The organism is Halobacteroides halobius DSM 5150 (genome assembly GCF_000328625.1).
GTDB lineage: Bacteria > Bacillota > Halanaerobiia > Halobacteroidales > Halobacteroidaceae > Halobacteroides > Halobacteroides halobius.
Map to the genome: position 1 here is coordinate 1,395,978 of NC_019978.1, position 20,932 is coordinate 1,416,909.

Genomic DNA, 20,932 nt, shown 5'->3' on the forward strand with positions numbered 1-20,932 from the left:
CTCCTCCTCTAAAGTTTATAATTAAGAATACATGGTTTAATGGCTTCTTTTTTATTTTCTTGGCGTAGTCTTTCTTTTAGCCTACTTGCCGGTGTCTTTCTTTCTCTAACTAATTCTTCTAAAGGTTTTAAATACTCAAGTTCTACTTCTTTTAAACCTGCTTTAGCCCAGTTAATATACTTACTTGCTATCTCTAAAATATCATAATCACCTAATTTAGTCTTGACACCTTGTTTAATAATTGCCTCTTTAGCTTCTAGAACATCCTCTAATCTAAATAGCTTTGAAAAATTAACTGCTTTATCTAAACTTGCTTGATTATAAAATAATCCTTTCCAAAAAGATACTAGAGCAAAACTAAGTTCAGGTGGTAATGAATCAGCCATCCTAATCTCAATAAATTGCTTGGCCCGTACATCTGGAAAAACCATAGTCAAAATATGTTCTAAATCCTGTAAGCAAAAATCTCGCTGAGCAAAAACTTGTCTATTTGTCTGAGAGCCAGTAGCCTGATAACTCTTATCTTGCTTAATTAATATCGACTCTTTTGACAAAATATATTCAGCATATTTCCTATAATCAAAATCTGAAGCAAAACTTTCTTGAACTACTCCTGTTCTAGTTGGATCAGTATGATTCCAAATCAAGGTTCTTAAAGCTTGTTTATCATAAATTTGTCCTTCAAAAATAGGTGCATTATCTAACAAAATACTCAATACTGGTGATAAAAAGTTAGCTACTCTAAATTTATCTATAAAATCCTGTTCACTCTCATAATCTAAAGCAATTTGAAAAGCTGCAGTTCCTTTCATCATATTATGAGCATATTGACCTTTTTCATTAAAATAATCAGACATTATTTTATACCTTTGTTTAGGATTCCAAGCAATTTGATTAATCTTACTAGCTGGTTGATAACCTAAACTAATCAAATAGTAATTATACTCTTCTAAAATAGGTATTAAATCTTGTAAAAACTGGTCGTAAACCTCTTCTAATTCTTTAATTTCAGCGCAGGGATAAATTCCTAATTCTACCTGCCCACCTGGTTCTAAAGTTATATCAGCTTGAGAAGAGGAAAGTTGAATTAAATTACCTTCTTCTTTTTTTCCTTGCCAACCTTTAGCTTGTAACTGATATAATAAATCTTCAATTCCATTCTGTTCTTGATATGTAATAGTTCTTAAACCATTTTTATCTACTACAAAATGTTCAATTTCAACACCTATTTTTTGTTCTTCTGTTTCACCAACTCTAAAATAACTTTCCAATTCATTTAATAATTCTCTATACTCCATTCCTTTTCACCTCAACTTTTAAATCAATAATATACCATATTTTAGTCTTGATAACTATTTTTATTATATCATTAGACTAGTTAATAATAAAGGATATTATTTAGACATCTAATTATATATCTTATTATTGACAATTAGATATTTTAATACTACAATATACAATACATACTACTAAGGAGGAGATTTAATCTATGACACAAGAATACAATGTAGTGCATGCTTGTATTAGAGTTCTTGATTTAGAAAAATCAATTAAATTTTACCAAACAGCATTAAACTTTGAAGTAGCAAGAAAAAGAGACTTCCCAGAAGCTGAATTTACACTTGTCTATCTTAAAAGTAAAACAAGCAATTTCGAACTAGAACTTACTTATAACTATGACCGTAAAGAACCTTATACCATTGGCAACGGCTTTAGTCATCTTGCTGTAACTGTGGAAGATTTAGAAGCTTCATACCACAAACATCAAGAACTTGGTTATCAAGTAAGTGAGCTAAAAAGTTTAGATAAAGAAGCAAGTGGTGGCTACTATTTCTTAACTGACCCTGATGGTTACAGGACTGAAGTCATACAAAAATAATTCTAAAAATCCCCCACCTTTAAAGGTGGGGGATTTATTAATAAAATTGATTGAATTTATAGTTAAAGTATTTTACTGCCGTAGCTGCTGTAGAATTACGCATAGCAAGCCTTTTTTGATAATATTTATAGCGTCCTAATACTTTAAATAAATAATTATCATATAATTGATCTACATCAGGACTAACCCCACTAAGTCCTTGGTTATAAGATAAAATAGCCTGATAGAGATTACCTCTATATTTATCAAATGCTAAACCTAAATAATAAACTGCAAATCTAATTCCTAAATCTGTTGCATTTAATATACTCCATTTATTATAATCCACTCCTAATTGCTTTGCTATCCATTTAGCTGTATTAATTTTCATACTTGCAACTCCTATACTATCTCCATTATCATAGTCAGCTCGAGAAACAAAATTTGTTTCTGTTTCTATAATAGCTGTTACTAATAAAGGATCAATATTAACATTTAATTCTCTAGAATAATAATCGGACCAATAAATAATAGATTCAGTATATTCTTGAACTCTCTCTTTAGAGAGATCTATGTTAGTATTATATGCTACACTATGAATATACTTAATTCGATAAGATATGTAACTTCTTACTGCCTTATGATCATAAGCTAGAGAATTGAGACTAAAACTAACAATTATTAACACTAAACAAACTAAGATAAACCTTATTTTCATATTCTACCTCCTTGCCAATTAATAATAGCTATTATTAATTGGTTGCACTCTAGTATTTAATATAAATAATCAAACTATACTTTGCAAGTAAAAAAAGTAATTAAAATTAATCTATCTACTATTTTTATACAAACTTATCATATTTTATTAAAACATACGCATAATAATGACATTATATTCGCTTATTTGAAATAATTTAAAAATGATATCACCAACAATTGAATATTAATCAGTGGATTAGATATACTAAAAATGAAATATACTAGAAAGGAGCCAAAACAATGAGCTCATTAGCCTTAACTTTAGTAATTATTGGTGCTCTAAATTGGGGATTAATTGGTTTATTTGGTTTTAATTTAGTTTCTGCTATATTTGGAACTGGTTTTCTGAGTAGAATAATTTATTCTTTAGTTGGATTATCTGGGTTATATTCTGTTAGTTTTTTATTTGGCGAGCAGGAACATGTTGAGTAATAATCATATAAAAAGGCCTTCTATATAGAAGGCCTTAAACTATTTCCTTACCCGATAAATTATGTACTTTACCTGCACTAAGCAAAGAAGAATGTTTACTAACCAGTTCTTGTAAAGCTGCTTTACTGACCTCTTGTTCTGAAATCAAATCAGCTATATCATACATAGATAACCATTTAAGATCTGCCTTAGATAATGCTTTAGCTAGTCTAGATTTCCAGGTTAAAAATTTATTTGGTGATGTTTCTTCTATAGCTACTTTAGCTTGCACTAAAAATCTAATATCAGAATGTCCCGAACTTATTGTCTCTTGCTGCAAATTAATCAATCGTTTTGCTAAACTATCTAGATTCTTAGTTTTTATTGCGTCTTCTATTATGGGTTCAAGTGATTTAAATCTAAGTTGATCTTCATTTAATTCAATATTTTCAAAATAACTTTTTATTTGCGAAATTAAGCCTGGTTCTAAATAACATAAACATTGCTCTTGGTGTTTAATTCCTGCTTCTAAAAAGGATATAGCCTTAACTAGAAAATGTTCCTCCCCGTAATAAAGACTACATAAATGACCATTATAATTAATTCCCTTCATATTAGCCCCCTAATTTTTACATAGTTTACCAGTTATTATAACATATTATGTAATAAATGACAAATAATTGAGTAAGTTATCTAAAATAAATAACAAGGAGTCTTAACATGAAGATATACAAAAAGTGCACTAATATATGTATAAAATGCTTATCTGAATGTGAGGCATCTTTAACTTTCTCACTGCAAGAATCTAAAAAAGATAACCAGCTAGATTGTATTAATCTCTTATTAGATTGTATTGATATATGTTCTATAACAATTAGATATCTCTTATACAATAGCAGATTTATAAGAGATATCTGCTATAAATGTGCTATTATTTGCAACAATTGTGCGAAAGTATGTGCTAAATCATCCAATAAACATTATCAATCTTGTGTAGAGATTTGCCATAAGTGTGCTAAAAAATGCAAAAAGATAGCAAGCTTTTCCTTAAATCAACTAGCTTAATAATCTTATATACAAAAAACAGGGAGCCTATATAGGCTCCCTCTAATATTAGACAGATTTTTTCTTTTCTACTGTAGCATCTTGTCCTTTGGTTAAAAATAATGTTAACGCTCCACCTGCTGTTATTATTCCAATAGGAGTAGCAATTGCTAATGATAATTGAAATCCTTCTGGAGCAGCAAATATATAAGAGATTGAAACTGCTGTCATAAAGGTAGCTGGAATAGTAGCAATCCAGTGTAGTTTATCCTGCTGGGCCAAATACGCAGCTCCAGCCCATAATGCCATCATGGCTAAAGTCTGATTAGACCAAGCAAAGTATCTCCAGATAATACTAAAATCAACTTGTGATAAGATAATACCTATCATAAAGATTGGAATAGCAATCTTAAATCTATTAGTTTTATCTTTTTGGTCTAGCTTAAGCATATCTGCTAAAGCCAATCTAACACTTCTAAATGCTGTATCACCAGAACTAATTGGTAAAGCTATAACCCCCAACATAGCCATTATACCACCAGTCACTCCTAACATACTATCACTGATTTCTTTAACTACTCCACCAGCTCCACCAAGACTATTCAGAGCTTCAGATAAACCTACTGTATCACCAAAAAAAGTCATAGAAGCTGCCGCCCAAATTATAGCTATAATTCCTTCTGCTATCATAGCACCATAAAAAACTTTTTTTCCATCATCTTCATTATCTAAGCACCGAGCCATTAAGGGAGATTGGGTAGCATGAAAACCACTAATTGCTCCACAAGCTATCGTTACAAATAAGAATGGCCATAAAGATAATGATTTAGGATGTAGATTAGCTAAAGTAAGATTTGGAATATTATAATCGCCAATAATTAATCCACCACCAACTCCTAAAGCCATTATTAATAAAGCACCACCAAGCAATGGATAGAATTTAGCAATAATTTTATCTACTGGTAAAATAGTGGCTAAGAAATAATAAGAAATAATAAGTACTAACCAAGCATTAAGACTAAGTCCTGTCATACTAGCCAATAATTTAGCTGGACCAGTCATAAATACAGTCCCTACTAAAATCAATACTAAAATAGAGAAGACCCTCATAAACTTACGGGCACCTTCACCTAAATAATCCCCTACTATTTCAGCAACAGTAGCACCATCATCTCTAACTGATATCATCCCAATTAAATAATCATGTACTGTTCCAGCAAAGATACAACCTAGTACAATCCATAAAAAAGCAGCTGGGCCAAATAAAGCCCCCATTACTGCACCATAAATTGGCCCTAGACCAGCAATATTTAGTAATTGAATTAAAAATGCTCTAGGCCAACTCATCGCTATATAATCCACTCCATCACTTTTAGTGTGAGCTGGTGTTTCTTTTGTTTTCTCTGCTCCAAAAATTTTTGTTACAAAATTACCATAAAAGATATAACCAGCTATTAAGATTAATATTCCACCAAGATATGATAACACTAGTAACTCCCCCTTTTACTTTATAAGTTTAGAGGTTATAAACTTATAAAACTTATATCCGTTATTCATATTATACAATGGTTAATTTTTTAAATAATAATTTTAAACTGAATAACAGAAATCAGGGGCTGAATTACATTATACACTACTAAAAAAATAATCCCCTAGCTAGGAGATTATAGATTAAATATACTCTTGATTTTTTCTACCTTAGCTCTACTAACCGGAACTTTAATTTCTCCTTGATTATCCATCACAACTTGATATTTTCCTTTAAACCAAGGAATTACTTCCTTAACATGCTTTAAATTAATCAAAAAACTACGATGAACTCTAAGAAATTGAGTAGTTGGTAGTTTTTCTTCTAAGTCTTTTAAAGTAAAATCAACTTCATATTCTTGCTTATACGTTTTTACATACACTTTACAATTACGAGTATGAAAAACTATAAGTTCAGTATAAGGAATCAATTTAATTCTACTTCGTTTACCTTTAACTGGCAATTTTTTAATTTTAGCAATTTCATTATCATCTTGAGGTAGTTTATTAAATAAAGCTTCTATCTTATTTTCTAGTAGTTGCTGCTGATTACTAAAGTAATAGTCTTTAACTCGCTTTATAGTCTCTACTAATCTATCTTGTTCATAAGGTTTTAAAATATAATCAATAGCTTCCACTTCAAAAGCTTGCAGAGCATATTCATCATATGCTGTAAGAAAGACAATAATAGTTTTTTTCTCTAATTTCTTTATTTCTTGGGCTACTTCCAGTCCTGTCTTACCAGGTAATTGAATATCTAAAAAGACTAAATCAGGCTCTTTTTCTTTAATTATTTCTAAAATTTCTAGCCCATCTTTAGCACTTCCAATTAACTTCACATCATCAATTTCTTCTAATAAAAAGCTTAATTCATTACGAGCTGGTAATTCATCTTCAACAATTACTGTTTTTAATCTATTCATCAATATCTTCCTTTCCTACTTGCGGAAGATTAATTGTAACAGTTGTACCTTGACCTAATTTACTATTAATCATTAATCCATATTCAGTACCATAAATTTTCTTAATTCTTTGGTTGACATTAGATAAACCAATTTGATCACTAGTAGAATCCATTTCTAAAAGATTTCCCGGATCTTCTTTAATACCTACCCCATCATCTATCACTTGTAACAATAAATCCTCTTCTTTCTTAGCTAAAATCTTGACTTGACCTGGGCCAACCTTAGGAGATATCCCATGTTTAATAGCATTTTCTACTAGAGGTTGTAAAATAAAGCTAGGTAATTGATAATCAGTTAAGTCTTCCGATATTTCTAATTCTACCTTTAATTTCTCCTCAAATCTAGCTTCTTCAATATCTATATAATAGTGCACAAATTCTAACTCTTGTGCTAAAGAAATCATTTGACAACTCTGATTTAGAGTCTTACGCAAAAATTTAGCTAATTTCATTATTAATTCTCGCGCCCGTTTAGGGTCAGTTCGACAAAAAGAACTAATAGTATTTAATGAATTAAATAAAAAATGTGGCCGCACCTGAGCCTGTAAAGCTTTAAGTTCAGCTTCAGTAGCTAATTTAGCTTGTTGCTTTAAACTTGAGAGATGAAGTTGAGTCGATAATAAATTAGCTATCCCCCAAGCTAATTCAATATCTAATCCATTAATACTTCCTTCTTCAGTCTTATATAATTTTAACGTTCCAATTACTTTTTTCTCAACTCCTTTAGTTAGTGGTGCTATAACAGCTCCTTTAAGAGTACATTCATCAACTGGACAACCAATCTCTTCTTTAGTAGAAATTATCTTTAATTGTCCTTGATTTAAAGCTTCTTTAGTAGCCTGCGTTATAATTTCTTCTTGCGGTCGATGATGATACTGCTCTTTGCCACAATGAGCTAATACTTCTTTACGGTTAGTTATTGCTACTGCAGATAAATCTGTTACCTGTAAGATGATTTTAGCCGTTTCTCTAGCAGATTCATAATTTAATCCTTCCTGTAAATAGGCTAAGCTTTGATTAGCTATTTCTAATGCCTTATAAGCCTGTAAAGCTTTAACTTTTTCCTTCTTCTCCAAATCCTTATGCAGAATATAAATAAAGAAAGCAACCCCTAAAGCATTACTTAAAATCATTGGCACAGAAATTATTTTAACCAATTCATAAGCTCTAGCATAAGGATTGCTTAAGATTAAAACTAAAGCCATCTCCAAAATTTCTAATCCAACTCCTAATAAAAAGCCTTCTTTAAGACTAATCTTGCGTAAAGATCGATCCTTGTAAATAGCGCCTGAAATTAATCCGGCTAAAGTAGTTGCTAAAGCACAAGCTAAAGCAGTAAACCCACCCAAGTAATAACGATGTAGACCACCTATTAAACCAGCGATAACTCCAACAATTGGCCCTCCTAATAAACCACCTATCACAGCACCAACAGCTCTAATATTAGCATAAGCACCATGGGTATAAATACCTAAATAAGTCCCCAATAAAGATAAGAAACCAAATAAGATAGCCAATAAAAACTGGTTTTTTATTTTAGTTTGATCTTTTGAATCAATAATTAATTTCTGAAAAAAATTAGCCTCTAAAGCTAACAAATAAGCTGAAATACCAATTACAGAAATACTTTTAACCAAAGAAAAGAGCAAGTTATCAGCCATTATTTAATCTTCCTCACTCTAATAATCCTTCAATTTGAGTCATAATCTCTTGGCCAGCTTGTCTCATTTCTGTCTTGTCTAATTTTTTATTATAGTACTCTGTTAATCTAAAAGGTTTGCCAATGTTAACTTTGACTTGGTTTTGAATAGGACTTCTAGTTCCTAATAAACCTACCGGTAAGATTGGAACTTGAGATTTAGTAGCTAACATTACTATTCCTAACTTAGCTTTTTTTAGTTTTGGCCCTTGGTTACGAGTTCCTTCAGGAAATAAAGCTAAGATTTTTTCTTCTTTTAATATCTGAAGCCCTTTTCTTAAGGCTGATTTACCAACTCCACCTCTTCTAACCGGAAAAGCACCATAATACTTAAGCACTTTATCTGCTATTGGGTTATTAAAAAGTTCTTCCTTTGCCATATAATGTACCTTACGATGTAAAGCTGCTGCCAAAATAGGAGGATCAAAATTACTAACATGATTTGCTACCACAATCACTGGCCCATTTTGTGGTAAATTATCCTCTCCAGTTACTTCCCAACCAAATCCTAATTTAAATGCAGTACGAAATAATTTATGGGTTGTTTGATAGGTAAAATCCATTTCTATACCTCCTGGCAGATAGAAATTATCTTATTAATTACATCTTTTTTATCTAAATCCGTCGTATCAATTTCAACTGCATCATCTGCCTTCTGCAATGGGCCAACCTCACGATTGCGATCTAATTGATCTCGCTTAATAATCTCTTCTTTTAACTCTGCAAAATTAACATTTACTCCCTTATCCTTTAGCTGCTGAAATCTTCTAGTAGTTCTTTCTTCAACAGAAGCAGTTAAAAATATCTTTACATCAGCATTAGGTAATACAACTGTTCCTATATCCCGACCATCCATTACTACCCCACAACAAGTTGCTAATTTACGTTGAGCTTTTACTAACTCTTTTCGTACACCAGCTACCTTAGCAACTAATGATACATGATTATTTACTCTTTTAGTTCGAATCTGAGAGGTTACATCTTGCTGGTCTAATAGAATTCTCTCTTGCTTATTATTCTTAGAAAAACTAATCTTTGCTTGTTGAGCAATTTTAACTAAATCTGCTTTATTTGTTAGATCTATATCTTCTTGTAAAGCTTTTAAGGTTAGAGCTCGATACATAGCTCCAGTATCAATATAAATATACTCTAATTTATCTGCTACAATCTTAGCTACTGTGCTTTTTCCAGCACCTGCTGGTCCATCAATTGCTACTGTTAATTCTTTATTCATTACTATCTACTCCTTCTTTCTTTTAACTTCTAGAAATAATATGATATTCTTTACCAAAACTATTATAGCAGTCAATTATATTGTTTGCAAATTAGAAAGAAAGATAACCCTTTAATCGTTTACTTCGTTTAGGATGCCTTAAACGTTGTAATGCTTTCTTTTCTATTTGTCTAATTCTCTCTCTAGAAAGATCATAGTCCTTCCCGATTTCACGTAAAGTTCGGGGCCTTCCATCTAATAAACCAAATCTTAATTGGAGAATCCTTTTTTCACGTTTTGATAAGGTATCTAAAACATCATTTAACTCTTCTCTTAACATCTCATCATCAGCTAGTTGATCTGGAGTTAAGATATTAGGATCTTCAATTACATCTCCTAGATAACAATCATCATCCTCTCCTACTGGAGTATCTAAAGAAATGGGATCTTGAATTAATCTTTGGATCTTCTTAACTTTTTCTGTTGAAGAATTCATCTCTTGAGCTAATTCCTCTAATTTTGGTTCTCTTCCTAAATCTCCTGATAATTTATTAAATATCTTTAAGTATTTATTAATTGACTCCCAAATATGAGCAGGAACTCTAATAGTTCGTGATTTATCAGCCAATGCCCGATTAATCCGCTGTTTAATCCACCAAGTAGCATACGTACTAAAGCGACAACCTCTTTCATAATCAAACTTTTGAATCGCTTTCATTAAGCCTAAATTACCTTCTTGAATTAAATCTAAAAAGTCCAATCCTTGGCCCACATATTTTTTAGCTATACTAACTACTAAGCGTAAATTAGCTTCAATTAAATCTTGTTCAGCCTCTTTATCCCCTTCTTCTATTCTTTTAGCAAGATTCTTTTCCTCTTCTGCTGTTAATAAATCATGTGCTGATTGATTAAGGTATAATTTAATCCCATCACTAATTTCTGCTCCCATATTTATCCCCCTTTGTAGGAATTCTTTATTGGTTATTTTATTCTCTATCAGGAAGAACTTTACTCATATTGATTATTTCTAATAAAACTTCTTTTCTCCTGCAAAATATTATGTTTTAAAATAAAAATTATTCATTTTCAAAAACAAAAAAACAGAGAGAAAAATCCCTCTGTTAAAAATTATCAATTTATAGCCCCCACAAAAGAGCAATACATAATGGAGTTATAATTGTTAGTAATAACTGGAGTGGTGCTCCAACTTTTATAAAATCTCTGAACTTATATCCACCAGGCCCATAAACCATTAAATTAGTTTGGTAACCTATTGGAGTCATAAAAGCTGCACTAGCAGCAAAAGTCACAGCTATGACAAAAGAAAAAGGATTAGCATTTAGGATCTGAGCTGTTTCTATAGCCACAGGGATCATTAACACTACACTTGCATTATTACTAATAATATTAGTTAATAAAGATGTTAAAAGATAAAATAAGCCTAACATAACTATTGCTGGAAGAAAGCCAGCCACTGCTAATAATTGATTAGCAATATAGTTAGCTGTTCCCGTCTGCTCTATTGCTATTCCTAAAGGAATCAAACCAGCCAATAGAAAGATAACTTCCCAATTTACAGCATCATATATTTCTTTTGGTTCTATACAACCAGTTAAAATCATAGCTAATACACCACCAAGAGCCGAAATAGCCGTAGGTAAAATATTTAACCCCCCTAAAGCAACTACTCCTATTATAGAAGCTAGCGCAATAGGAATTTTAGAACGACGATAAACAGATTTTTCTATTTCTCTAGTTATAATAAAATTAGGGTTGTTTCTTAAGCGATCTAAAGTAGTTTCATTAGTTAGTAATAACAATACATCCCCTGGTTTAAGTGCGATATTATTCATCTGTTGATGAGTTAATTCTCTTCCTCTTCGTACAGCTAATATACTCGTATTATACCGTTCTATAAAGTTTACCTCATTTAGAGTTTGTCCTTCTAAATATGAACCATAAGAAATAATTACTTCAATTAACTTTTGACCTCTTTTAGGTTCTTCTAACTCCCGTTCTGTAACTTTAGTTTCAGATAAATGTTTTAAGCCTTCAGTTTCAATTAATTCCATTAAAGTTCTGCGGTCAGTACGAACAATTAAATGATCTCCAGCTTGAAAACTCTTTGAATCTAAAGGTTTTATGAATTCTTTTCCATTTCGAATGATTTTAACTAAATCCATATCTAAATTAATTTCATCTAGACTACGTCCGACACTATGACCAATTAATGGTGACCCTATTTCGATTATTACCTCAGTTAAAAAATCACCAACTTCATACTCTTCTACTAAATCCTCATTTGGCTCAATCCTTTCCGGAGTTAAATATCTCCCTGCTGTAAGCAAATAAATAATTCCTATTACAAATATTATAGCGCCCAATTTAGTAAACTCAAACATTGAAAAAGGGTGATCAAGTAACCGAGCCGAAAATCCACTAGCTAATAAATTAGTCGAAGTACCAAGTAAAGTCATAGTCCCCCCCATCATTGAAGCATATGATAAAGGAATCAATAACTTTGAAGGAGAAGTTTTTGTCTTTTCAGCCAATTCAGTTACCATAGGAATAAAAGCAGCTACGACTGGTGTATTGTTAATCATTCCAGAAGTTAATCCTGACAAACCAGTAATTACTCCTAACTGTCTTTTTTCCTTTCCAGCAGTAAGTTGCATAATTTTATCGCCTATAATTTGCATTAAACCACTACGTCTAATTCCTTCACTTAAAATAAACATTGCTAAAACAGCTATCGTTGCCTCATTAGAAAAACCAGACAAAGCTTCAGCAACTGATACTTTAGTCCAACGATTTAATGAAACTAAAACTACAGGAACACCTAATGCTACAATATCAGGTCTTACTGGTTCCCATAAAAATAATATAACAGCTATAATAACTATAATAGTTACAATAACCATTCCTAGATTAATTTCTGGAGATAACTGTGTAGAATTAATATCTAACTCAGCAGCATTAACAGCTACAGGCTGGAATAATGTAAGAAAAAACAAACTGATAATTACTAAAGATATAAAAGAAAAACTAAAATTACGCATAAAAATCAATCCTTTCCCATGTATCTCTTAACTCTTTAAAACAAATCTATACTACTAAATTTAATCTAAACAGATTGGTTAGTTGGTGGGATGATAAATGTTATAAAATAATGAGTGCATAATTCCCCATATTAATTGTAATTATATTATACTAATATTTTTACACTATGTCAATCTAAAAATTTAATTTAACATAAATAAGAAACCCCTGGTAGGTACCAGAGGTTTCTTCTATAAATCAGTTAATAATTGTTTAAAACCTGGGAAAGATATATTGATACAATCAGCTTCTTCTATCTTAAGTGGTTGTTCAGCTATTAAACCAGCTATAGCTAAAGACATTGCTACCCGATGGTCATGATAGCTTAAACAATTAACTCCGCCTTTAATCTCTTGCGGGCCAACAATCTCTAACCCATCTTTCCGTTCAGTAACTTCTACACCTAATTTACGTAATTCTTTAACCATCGCAGCTATTCTATCTGTCTCTTTGACTCTTAATTCTTCAGCATCTTTAATTATTGTCTTACCTTCAGCTTGAGTAGCAGCAACAGCTAAAATAGGAATTTCATCGATTAATAAAGGAATTAAATCTCCTTCAATAGTAGTTGCTTGCAATTGGCTACTTTTAACTACAACATCAGCTATTGGCTCACCATTTACTTCACGCTCATTAATCAATTCCAAATTAGCATCCATCTTTTCTAAAGCTGTAATTACACCAGCCCGAGTAGGATTAAGCCCTACATTCTCTAACACAATTCTAGAATCATCTGTAATTAAACCAGCTACCATTATAAAAGCGGCAGAAGAAATATCTCCAGGTACTATTACTTTCTTACCTTTTAATTTAGGTTTACCAGTAACACTAACTGTTAAACCATCTACTGTTATATCAGCTCCAAAATACTCTAACATTCGCTCTGTATGGTCTCTAGATTTAGCTGGTTCTACTACTTTGGTTACTCCCTTAGCATATAAACCAGCTAATAAAATAGATGATTTAACTTGAGCACTAGCTACAGGTGATTGATAAGTAAGAGATTTTAAATTTTGGCCCCCCACTACTGTTATAGGAAGTAAATTAGCATCATCTCGTCCTTTAAATTGACCACCCATTTGACTAACAGGATCAGTTACTCTAGCCATTGGTCGCCCCCGCAAAGAATCATCTCCTGTAACTACTGAATAAAAATCTTGTCCAGCTAACATCCCTAACATTAACCGGGTAGTTGTACCTGAATTTCCTAAATCAAGTACATTATCTGGCTCCGTTAAACCATTTAATCCACAGCCATGAATTATCATTCTCTCTTCTCCTACTCCTTCAATCTTAACTCCTAATTGCTCAAAAGCCCGAACAGTACTTAAACAATCTTCTCCAGTTAAAAAACCTTTAACCTCTGTTTGACCTTCGGCTAAGGACCCTAACATTACAGCACGATGAGAGATTGATTTATCTCCGGGGACTTTAACTTGACCTTGTAATTTAGATTTAGGTTCAACCTTAAGCTCCATCTTAACTCCTCCTACTTCTTTATTACCTTATACTCTGCTTCTTTTAATAAACTATACGCTTTTTCTTGTTCTTCTTCTTGATTAAAACTTAATCTAACTGTCCCACCTTTATCTCTGACCTTTAATACTTCAATATCTTGAATATTTATCTTAGCTACCCCTAATAAAGTAGCAACTTTACCAATTTGATTAGGCTTATCTTTTAAAGTAAGTATTAGTTCATAGTTACTAGGCAATAAACCCTTTTTCTTCATTGGTATTTTAGTTCTAGCCTCTTTTATTTGGGCCAACTTATCTTTTAATTTTACTTCATTTTTACTAGCAATTAATTCTCTAAGTTCTGCTAGGTTATTAGAAAAAGCATCTATCCCCTCTAACACTTGGTCGCGATTATTAAGAAAGATATCCTTCCACATAGTAGGATCACCAGCAGAGATTCTGGTTGTATCTCTAAAGCCGCCCCCAATCAAAGAGGTTAATAAATCACTCTCTTTAGAATAATCAGCTACAACCTCCATTAAACTAACAGCTACTACATGAGGTAAATGACTAGTAATCCCTACAATTTGATCATGAGCTTGGGGGGATATAATTAAAGGCTGAGCCCCTAATTGTTTTACTAAATTCTTTAATTTAGCTAAAGCTTCTTCATCTGTTTTATTTGATTTTGTTAAAGCATAGATAGCATTCTCAAACAAATACTTATCTGCTCCACTTGGCCCAGAAACTTCAGAACCAGCCATCGGATGTCCACCAATATAAGTATTATCTTCTACTATTTCTTCTAACTGCTTAACTAATTGTAATTTAGTACTACCTACATCAGTAATAATCGTTTCAGAATTAAGATAAGGCGCTATCTTAATAACTAAATCTTTAATAATTCCTACTGGAACAGCTAAAACTACCAAGTCTGCTTCTTGGACACCCTCTTTTAAAGTAGCTTCTTCATCAATCGCTCCAATATCTAAGGCTTCTTGTACATGGCGGGAATTATTATCAATCCCCACCACAGATTTAACTTCTGTAACATCTTGTAAAGCTAATCCCAGAGAAGATCCAATTAATCCTACTCCTATAATTGCTACTTGTTCTATCATCTTCTCACCTCATTAATATAAGTCGCTAACTTATAACTTTCGTCCTACTGCTTTAGCTATTGGCTTCATCTCTGATACCATTTTTCTAAATTTATCCGGTCGTAGTGATTGAGGTCCATCACACAAAGCATTTGCTGGATCTGGATGTACCTCTGTCATTAATCCATCAGCCCCTGCTGCTAGAGCAGCTTTAGCTAACGGAGTAACGTACTTCCAACTACCTGTACCATGGCTTGGATCAATAATAATTGGTAAGTGGCTTAACTCCCTAATAACAGGAATTACAGATAAATCAACTGTATTTCTTGTTTCATTAACAAAAGTTCTAATTCCTCGCTCACAAAGAATTACATTATAGTTTCCGCCAGCCATTATATATTCAGCAGCCATTAATAATTCTTTATAAGTTCCTGTCATAGCTCTTTTTAGTAATACAGGTGTATCTGTCTTTCCAACTTCTCTTAATAGTGGGTAGTTTTGCATATTCCTAGCACCAATCTGAAATATATCTGCATACTGACCTACTAACTCTACTTCACGAGTATCCATTACTTCAGTAACAACTTTTAGTCCTGTTTTTTCGGCAGCTTCAGATAACATCTGTAATCCTTTTTCCTTTAACCCCTGGAAGCTATATGGGGAAGTACGTGGTTTAAAAGCACCACCTCTTAAAATTTTTGCTCCACCTTCTTTAACCTGTCTAGCTGCTGTAAATAACTGCTCCTTACTTTCTACAGCACATGGTCCTGCCATAATGGTAAAGTTATCTCCACCAATTTTAACACCATCAACATCAATTACTGATGGTTCAGATTTAAACTCATTGCCTACTAGTTTATAAGGCTTACTAATTTCAATAACCTGTTCAACTCCAGCGAAAGCTCCAATTGAATTAAGTATCATCTCCCGCTTGCCCTCACCAACTACTCCTACTACAGTCTGCTTTTCACCTTGGTCTGGGTGAGCTTGAAATCCTCCCTGCTCTACTTTCCCAATCACCTGCTCAATTTGTTCTTCAGTTGCCTGTGGCTCCATTACTATAATCATCTTTAAATCTCCTCCCTACTCTTATTATATTATAATACTTTTTTTAAAGCTTCTATAAAGGCTTTGTTCTCTTCAGGTAAACCAACAGTTACTCTAATCTTAGTCTGATAACCAAAAGAAGATAAACTTCTAATAATAACCCCTTCTTTAAGCAGTTTATCAAAAATTTGATCATTCGACTCCTCTACATCAACAATTATAAAGTTAGATTCAGTCGGTATATAATCTAATCCTAACTCCTCAAATTGCTGATAGAGATACTCTTTTCCTTGGTTATTATACTCTAAAGTCTTTTCTAAATGCTTCTTATCATCTAAACTACTATATGCCCCTACTTGAGCAATTTCATTAACATTAAAGGGTTGTCTTACTCTTTTTAAATAATCGATTAATTCTGGATTTGAGATGCCATATCCAATTCTTAACCCTGATAGACCATATGCTTTAGAAAAAGTCCTCAAAATAATTAGATTATCATAATCAGATAAATAATCTATTGTCTCAGGGTAATCATCATTAGTAACATATTCATAATATGCTTCATCAAAAACTACTACTACATCATCAGGCACCTGCTCTAAAAATTCTTCTACTTCTTTACTAGTTACAATTGTTCCTGTTGGATTATTAGGATTACAAACAAAAATCATCTTTGTCTGTTCTGTAATAGCTGCTACCATTTCTTCTAAATCATGTTTATAATCCTTTAAAGGAACCTTAATTAAATTCCCTCCCATCAAATTAGTAGTAAATTCATACTCACTAAAAGTTGTTTCGGCCATAATTACTTCATCATCAGACTTAATAAATGTTTGCCCCAAATAAGCTAATAATTCATCAGATCCATTACCAAAGATTAACTGGTCTTGGGCAACTTCTAACTTAGAACTTAATTTGGCCCTTAAACTATAGGCATTTCCATCAGGATAAATATGTGCCCGTTCTAATCTCTCTTGCATCTTCTCTACTGCAGTTGGTGAAGTACCTAATGGATTTTCATTAGAAGCTAACTTAATTACCTTATCTAACCCTAACTCCCTTTTTACTTCTTCGATAGGTTTTCCAGGTACATAAGGCTTGATATTCATAATTGCTTTTCGAACCATTTTTTCAGCTACCATTTACTCTCCTCCCTTCTCTATTAAATCTGGTCTTAATTCTTTAGCTGCTTTTAAATAGATATGATTAATTTCTGTTAATGCTTTTTCTGTATTATAATGAATTAATATTCTAATACACTTCGCTAAAGCTCCTTCGATAGCTAACTCTTGTGTACAAAATAGTGGAACTTCATTCCACCCCATCTCTCGAGCAGCTTGTGCTGGAAAAGCTTGATCTAAATCAGGGGTCATAGAAAATATAACTGAAGCAACATTGTCTTCTTTAAGATCATTTGTTTCCTCTAATTCTTGTAATAATTCCTGAGTAGCTGATAATATCTGCTCACTACTATTTTTCTCAACTGTTATAGCTCCTCTAATACCTCTAACTTTCATTTTCTCCCCCTCTTTTCTAAAGTTATTTATGTACTGCTCGATGTCCTAAACCTATTGACATTTCATTAAGATGTAATAACCCAATAGCAAAGAAGACTGCTACACTAATATGATCTTCTTGTCTAGCAACACCAATCTTACCACCTACATTAAAACCAGTTGCCTTATTTTGAATTTGAGTTACAGCTTCTCTAGCAGCACCAGCAACTGCTCCTAATTCTGCATGATCATTTTCATCAATTACTCCTTCTCTTTCAGCTGCTACAACTGCTCTTTCAATTATCTTCTTAATTGAATCATTAAACTCCCCACCAAAATCTACAGCAGCAACTTCTAACTCTTGAACTCGATATTTTTCTTTTAATTTACTTTCTTCTTTTCTATCACTTAAAGACATTTTAATTGCTGCTGCAGCAACTTCTTTACTTAATGCATCTTTTTTTACCATAATTTATTCCTCCATTTAAATAGATTATAAATCAAAAAAAGTACTCCTTAAGGAGTACTTACTAGATATAGTTATCCCTACTATTCCCCCTACTTTCCTACTATAACAAATATTTAATTTTACTACTAGATATTCCATTTCCTACTTTCCTACTATAATCTACTGTATATTATCTTAACATATTTATATTTTCATGGCAAGTTAAAATTAAAATTTACTAAGTCTCTTTACCCGTCCTAAAACTTTATATTCATTCTTTACCCAAAACTGTTGTTGAGGTTTAAAGGTTGCTAGACGATTAGATAATTCGACTACTTTAAACCATAACCCTCCTTTACTTCCTCTAGCATCAATAGCAATCAAATCACCTTCTTGAATCTTAAATCTAACTACTCCATCTTTAAAGTTATCTACAACTTGATTATTAATGATTAAATTAACATGAGGCGTCTTTAATTTATTTTGTAAACTGAGAGTCATATAATCCTCTTGAACAGAGAAAACTTGTTTAGCAGAAGTATTTTTAACTGGTGGATTAAAGTTAGACTGTTGTCCAATAGTTAATATCTTTTTGACCCTAGGAATTTTACTAATTAAACTTTTTTCTAGATTAGGATTAGCTAAAATCATTTGAACAGTCACCATTAATAATAGACCAGTTACTACTACCCACATCACTAACCTTTGAATCTTGTCAATTAATCTATCAAAAAAACCTCTGGGCATAAAACTCCCCCCCTATAATACACTATTTAATATAGTAATATGTATTATAAGAGAAGGACATTCTTAAATTTTCGATTACACATTATTTCCAACTACATAGCCCATTGAAAATGCTCCTTGTAGATTAAATCCACCGGTATAAGCATCTACATCAATTACCTCTCCAGCAAAATATAACCCTTGCACTAACTTAGATTCTAAAGTAGATGGATTAATCTCCTCTGTATCTATACCACCTACTGTAACAATAGCTCGTTTAAATCCTTGAGTGCCTGTTATAGTTAATTTTAAATTAGTTAATAAATCTACCAATTCCTCTCGTTCTTTTCTAGTAATTTGATTAACAAATTTAGTAGCAGGAATTGATGATAACTGAACAATAACAGGAATTAACTTACTAGGTAATAGATCACCAAGGCTATTTTTGAATTGTTTTCTTGAATATTTAGCAAAATCCCTTTGTAATCGATTATCTAGTTGTTCTAAAGACAAAGCTGGTTTAAGATTAATTCTTAATTTTATACTATGACGTCCTAAATAATTTACGACATCACGACTTAAAGTTAAAATAATTGGCCCACTAACTCCAAAGTGAGTAAATAACATTTCACCAAATTCTTCTTTCTTTTCTGCACCATCTATTACTAGAGTGGCTGTTACATTTCTTAAATTTAAACCCTGTAATTTGGGTGCCCAATCTTCTTTTACTTCTAAAGGAACTAAAGAAGGCTTGCTGGGTATAACTCTATGTCCTAACTCTTTAGCTATATCATAACCATCACCTGATGAACCAGTTGTCGGATAAGCTTTACCTCCAACTGCTAATAAAATATTAGCTGCAAAATAGATTTTTTTATCTTTAGTCTGTACCCCTGTTACTTGCTTATTTTTTACGGTAATAGTTTCAACTGCACTATTAAGTCTAATTTCAACCCCGTTTTCTTCCATAAATTTTTTTAAAGCGCTCACAATATCATGAGCTGAATCTGAAGTAGGAAAGACCCTATTTCCTCGTTCTACTTTGGTCTTAACTCCTAGCTTAGCAAAAAAGTCCCTTAACTGCCAATTAGAAAAAGTATACAAAGAACTATAGAGAAATTTACCGTTATCAGGAAAGTTATTAATTATTTCTTCTATATCACAATCATTAGTTAAATTACATCTACCTTTCCCAGTGATTAATAATTTTTTGCCTACCTGTTCATTTTTTTCTAGTAATAAAACCTTCTTCCCTCTAGTAGCTGCTTGTCCTGCAGCCATCATACCTGCTGCTCCACCACCTACTACAATTAAATCATACATACTTAATCTCCTTTCATAACTGATAACTAAAACAAAAAGTAGCCCGTAATTCACGAGCTACTTCACCTTAGCAATTGCTTTTTTGGCTGCTTTTTGTTCAGCTTCTTTTTTACTAAAACCCACTCCTACACCTAATATTTCTTGATCAAAAATAACTTCAACAGTAAACCTTTTATTATGGTCAGGTCCTTTTTCTTCTACTACTTTATAATCAGGACGCAAATTAGAATCTTTTTGAATTAATTCCTGCAATAAAGTTTTATAGTCACGAACATAACTTCCTTGCTCTACCTCTTTTATATTAGGAACTAGTAAGTCTAGAATAAATTCTTGTGATGCCTCTAATCCTTGATCTAGATAGATACTTCCTACTACCGCTTCAAATCCATCAGCTAAAATAGAATCTCTCTTTCTACCACCTGTCATTTCTTCTCCTTTACCTAGTAACATATATTTTCCTAATTCAATCTCTCGCGCTTTTTCGGCTAGGATAGGAGCACTTACTACTACAGATCTAATTTTAGCTAATTCACCTTCAGGATGATCAGGATAATTGAGAAAGATATATCTACTAATAATCAAATCTAATACAGAATCACCCAAAAACTCTAAACGTTCATTATCTTTAATCTTTAATTCTTGTTTCTCATTTGCGTAAGATTTATGGGTAATAGCTTTCTCTAATAATTTCAAATCACTAAATTGAACTTCAATTTCTTGCTGAAGCTCAATCAATACTTCTTTATTTGCTGCCATAAATT

General features: G+C 32.1%; 22 protein-coding genes. 3 read left to right on the forward strand and 19 right to left on the reverse strand.

The window, feature by feature from the left end; translation table 11 throughout:
* Window positions 1-8: 8 nt before the first annotated feature.
* The gene (locus HALHA_RS06840) at window positions 9-1,298 is read right to left on the reverse strand and encodes a glutamate--cysteine ligase (protein WP_015327059.1); all 1,290 of its coding nucleotides are present in this window, start codon (window positions 1,296-1,298) and stop codon (window positions 9-11) included.
* Window positions 1,299-1,489: 191 nt separating this feature from the next.
* Here HALHA_RS06840 and gloA point away from each other — a divergent pair, with 191 nt between their 5' ends.
* Complete coding sequence (gloA, locus tag HALHA_RS06845; protein ID WP_015327060.1) at window positions 1,490-1,879, forward strand: lactoylglutathione lyase; 390 nt, start codon at window positions 1,490-1,492, stop codon at window positions 1,877-1,879.
* Window positions 1,880-1,916: 37 nt separating this feature from the next.
* Here gloA and HALHA_RS06850 read toward each other — a convergent pair whose 3' ends face one another.
* The gene (locus HALHA_RS06850) at window positions 1,917-2,576 is read right to left on the reverse strand and encodes a transglycosylase SLT domain-containing protein (RefSeq protein WP_015327061.1); all 660 of its coding nucleotides are present in this window, start codon (window positions 2,574-2,576) and stop codon (window positions 1,917-1,919) included.
* 281 nt (window positions 2,577-2,857) lie between these two features.
* On the opposite strand from HALHA_RS06850, the gene HALHA_RS06855 reads away from it, so the two are divergent.
* On the forward strand, window positions 2,858-3,049 hold the full coding sequence (locus HALHA_RS06855; RefSeq protein WP_015327062.1) for a DUF378 domain-containing protein: 192 nt from the start codon (window positions 2,858-2,860) through the stop codon (window positions 3,047-3,049).
* Between the two features lie 34 nt (window positions 3,050-3,083).
* Here the strand turns inward: HALHA_RS06855 and HALHA_RS06860 are convergent, their stop codons facing one another.
* Window positions 3,084-3,641 carry an MEDS domain-containing protein gene (locus HALHA_RS06860; RefSeq protein ID WP_015327063.1) on the reverse strand — a complete coding sequence of 186 codons (558 nt, stop codon included), beginning with the start codon at window positions 3,639-3,641 and terminating at the stop codon, window positions 3,084-3,086.
* Between the two features lie 107 nt (window positions 3,642-3,748).
* On the opposite strand from HALHA_RS06860, the gene HALHA_RS13950 reads away from it, so the two are divergent.
* Window positions 3,749-4,093 (forward strand): four-helix bundle copper-binding protein, encoded by a 345-nt coding sequence (locus HALHA_RS13950; protein WP_015327064.1) that lies wholly within the window; start codon window positions 3,749-3,751, stop codon window positions 4,091-4,093.
* A gap of 48 nt (window positions 4,094-4,141) precedes the next feature.
* Here HALHA_RS13950 and HALHA_RS06865 read toward each other — a convergent pair whose 3' ends face one another.
* The 16 genes from HALHA_RS06865 to rnc all read right to left on the reverse strand — a co-directional run bounded on the left by HALHA_RS06865 (window position 4,142) and on the right by rnc (window position 20,927).
* Window positions 4,142-5,560, reverse strand: a complete 1,419-nt coding sequence (locus tag HALHA_RS06865) for a carbon starvation CstA family protein (RefSeq protein WP_015327065.1) — start codon at window positions 5,558-5,560, stop codon at window positions 4,142-4,144.
* A gap of 176 nt (window positions 5,561-5,736) precedes the next feature.
* Window positions 5,737-6,522: a LytR/AlgR family response regulator transcription factor gene (locus HALHA_RS06870; protein WP_015327066.1), complete on the reverse strand. Its 786-nt coding sequence runs from the start codon at window positions 6,520-6,522 to the stop codon at window positions 5,737-5,739.
* Window positions 6,515-8,224 (reverse strand): sensor histidine kinase, encoded by a 1,710-nt coding sequence (locus tag HALHA_RS06875; protein WP_015327067.1) that lies wholly within the window; start codon window positions 8,222-8,224, stop codon window positions 6,515-6,517. Before HALHA_RS06875 ends, HALHA_RS06870 begins: the two co-directional genes overlap by 8 nt.
* Window positions 8,225-8,237: 13 nt before the next feature.
* The gene (locus HALHA_RS06880; RefSeq protein ID WP_015327068.1) at window positions 8,238-8,825 is read right to left on the reverse strand and encodes a lysophospholipid acyltransferase family protein; all 588 of its coding nucleotides are present in this window, start codon (window positions 8,823-8,825) and stop codon (window positions 8,238-8,240) included.
* A 2-nt stretch (window positions 8,826-8,827) separates the two neighbouring features.
* Entirely contained in the window at window positions 8,828-9,496 is a 669-nt protein-coding gene (gene cmk / locus HALHA_RS06885) for a (d)CMP kinase (RefSeq protein ID WP_015327069.1), read from the reverse strand.
* Between the two features lie 91 nt (window positions 9,497-9,587).
* Window positions 9,588-10,424, reverse strand: coding sequence for a sigma-70 family RNA polymerase sigma factor (locus HALHA_RS06890; protein WP_015327070.1), 837 nt, complete (start codon window positions 10,422-10,424; stop codon window positions 9,588-9,590).
* Window positions 10,425-10,611: 187 nt separating this feature from the next.
* On the reverse strand, window positions 10,612-12,396 hold the full coding sequence (locus HALHA_RS06895) for an SLC13 family permease (protein WP_052326496.1): 1,785 nt from the start codon (window positions 12,394-12,396) through the stop codon (window positions 10,612-10,614).
* A 369-nt stretch (window positions 12,397-12,765) separates the two neighbouring features.
* Window positions 12,766-14,052, reverse strand: coding sequence for a 3-phosphoshikimate 1-carboxyvinyltransferase (gene aroA, locus HALHA_RS06900; RefSeq protein WP_015327072.1), 1,287 nt, complete (start codon window positions 14,050-14,052; stop codon window positions 12,766-12,768).
* Window positions 14,053-14,063: 11 nt separating this feature from the next.
* Window positions 14,064-15,152 carry a prephenate dehydrogenase gene (locus tag HALHA_RS06905; RefSeq protein WP_015327073.1) on the reverse strand — a complete coding sequence of 363 codons (1,089 nt, stop codon included), beginning with the start codon at window positions 15,150-15,152 and terminating at the stop codon, window positions 14,064-14,066.
* A gap of 30 nt (window positions 15,153-15,182) precedes the next feature.
* A complete protein-coding gene (aroF, locus tag HALHA_RS06910; RefSeq protein ID WP_015327074.1) occupies window positions 15,183-16,199 on the reverse strand; it encodes a 3-deoxy-7-phosphoheptulonate synthase in 1,017 nt (338 codons plus the stop codon).
* Between the two features lie 29 nt (window positions 16,200-16,228).
* Entirely contained in the window at window positions 16,229-17,320 is a 1,092-nt protein-coding gene (gene hisC, locus HALHA_RS06915; RefSeq protein ID WP_015327075.1) for a histidinol-phosphate transaminase, read from the reverse strand.
* Complete coding sequence (gene aroH / locus HALHA_RS06920; protein WP_015327076.1) at window positions 17,321-17,695, reverse strand: chorismate mutase; 375 nt, start codon at window positions 17,693-17,695, stop codon at window positions 17,321-17,323.
* Window positions 17,696-17,717: 22 nt separating this feature from the next.
* Window positions 17,718-18,143, reverse strand: coding sequence for a HutP family protein (locus tag HALHA_RS06925; protein WP_015327077.1), 426 nt, complete (start codon window positions 18,141-18,143; stop codon window positions 17,718-17,720).
* Window positions 18,144-18,350: 207 nt separating this feature from the next.
* A complete protein-coding gene (locus HALHA_RS06930; protein WP_015327079.1) occupies window positions 18,351-18,869 on the reverse strand; it encodes a hypothetical protein in 519 nt (172 codons plus the stop codon).
* Window positions 18,870-18,944: 75 nt separating this feature from the next.
* Complete coding sequence (locus HALHA_RS06935; protein WP_015327080.1) at window positions 18,945-20,171, reverse strand: BaiN/RdsA family NAD(P)/FAD-dependent oxidoreductase; 1,227 nt, start codon at window positions 20,169-20,171, stop codon at window positions 18,945-18,947.
* Between the two features lie 57 nt (window positions 20,172-20,228).
* The gene (gene rnc, locus HALHA_RS06940) at window positions 20,229-20,927 is read right to left on the reverse strand and encodes a ribonuclease III (RefSeq protein WP_015327081.1); all 699 of its coding nucleotides are present in this window, start codon (window positions 20,925-20,927) and stop codon (window positions 20,229-20,231) included.
* Window positions 20,928-20,932: the final 5 nt, after the last annotated feature.

What these genes read in the sequence shown, in the direction of transcription:
- HALHA_RS06840 (WP_015327059.1), bottom strand. Translation starts at nt 1,298, where the DNA reads ATGGAGTATAGAGAATTATTAAATGAATTGGAAAGTTATTTTAGAGTT.
- gloA (WP_015327060.1), top strand. Translation starts at nt 1,490, where the DNA reads ATGACACAAGAATACAATGTAGTGCATGCTTGTATTAGAGTTCTTGAT.
- HALHA_RS06850 (WP_015327061.1), bottom strand. Translation starts at nt 2,576, where the DNA reads ATGAAAATAAGGTTTATCTTAGTTTGTTTAGTGTTAATAATTGTTAGT.
- HALHA_RS06855 (WP_015327062.1), top strand. Translation starts at nt 2,858, where the DNA reads ATGAGCTCATTAGCCTTAACTTTAGTAATTATTGGTGCTCTAAATTGG.
- HALHA_RS06860 (WP_015327063.1), bottom strand. Translation starts at nt 3,641, where the DNA reads ATGAAGGGAATTAATTATAATGGTCATTTATGTAGTCTTTATTACGGG.
- HALHA_RS13950 (WP_015327064.1), top strand. Translation starts at nt 3,749, where the DNA reads ATGAAGATATACAAAAAGTGCACTAATATATGTATAAAATGCTTATCT.
- HALHA_RS06870 (WP_015327066.1), bottom strand. Translation starts at nt 6,522, where the DNA reads ATGAATAGATTAAAAACAGTAATTGTTGAAGATGAATTACCAGCTCGT.
- HALHA_RS06875 (WP_015327067.1), bottom strand. Translation starts at nt 8,224, where the DNA reads ATGGCTGATAACTTGCTCTTTTCTTTGGTTAAAAGTATTTCTGTAATT.
- HALHA_RS06880 (WP_015327068.1), bottom strand. Translation starts at nt 8,825, where the DNA reads ATGGATTTTACCTATCAAACAACCCATAAATTATTTCGTACTGCATTT.
- cmk (WP_015327069.1), bottom strand. Translation starts at nt 9,496, where the DNA reads ATGAATAAAGAATTAACAGTAGCAATTGATGGACCAGCAGGTGCTGGA.
- HALHA_RS06890 (WP_015327070.1), bottom strand. Translation starts at nt 10,424, where the DNA reads ATGGGAGCAGAAATTAGTGATGGGATTAAATTATACCTTAATCAATCA.
- HALHA_RS06895 (WP_052326496.1), bottom strand. Translation starts at nt 12,396, where the DNA reads ATGGTTATTGTAACTATTATAGTTATTATAGCTGTTATATTATTTTTA.
- aroA (WP_015327072.1), bottom strand. Translation starts at nt 14,052, where the DNA reads ATGGAGCTTAAGGTTGAACCTAAATCTAAATTACAAGGTCAAGTTAAA.
- HALHA_RS06905 (WP_015327073.1), bottom strand. Translation starts at nt 15,152, where the DNA reads ATGATAGAACAAGTAGCAATTATAGGAGTAGGATTAATTGGATCTTCT.
- aroF (WP_015327074.1), bottom strand. Translation starts at nt 16,199, where the DNA reads ATGATTATAGTAATGGAGCCACAGGCAACTGAAGAACAAATTGAGCAG.
- hisC (WP_015327075.1), bottom strand. Translation starts at nt 17,320, where the DNA reads ATGGTAGCTGAAAAAATGGTTCGAAAAGCAATTATGAATATCAAGCCT.
- aroH (WP_015327076.1), bottom strand. Translation starts at nt 17,695, where the DNA reads ATGAAAGTTAGAGGTATTAGAGGAGCTATAACAGTTGAGAAAAATAGT.
- HALHA_RS06925 (WP_015327077.1), bottom strand. Translation starts at nt 18,143, where the DNA reads ATGGTAAAAAAAGATGCATTAAGTAAAGAAGTTGCTGCAGCAGCAATT.
- HALHA_RS06930 (WP_015327079.1), bottom strand. Translation starts at nt 18,869, where the DNA reads ATGCCCAGAGGTTTTTTTGATAGATTAATTGACAAGATTCAAAGGTTA.
- HALHA_RS06935 (WP_015327080.1), bottom strand. Translation starts at nt 20,171, where the DNA reads ATGTATGATTTAATTGTAGTAGGTGGTGGAGCAGCAGGTATGATGGCT.
- rnc (WP_015327081.1), bottom strand. Translation starts at nt 20,927, where the DNA reads ATGGCAGCAAATAAAGAAGTATTGATTGAGCTTCAGCAAGAAATTGAA.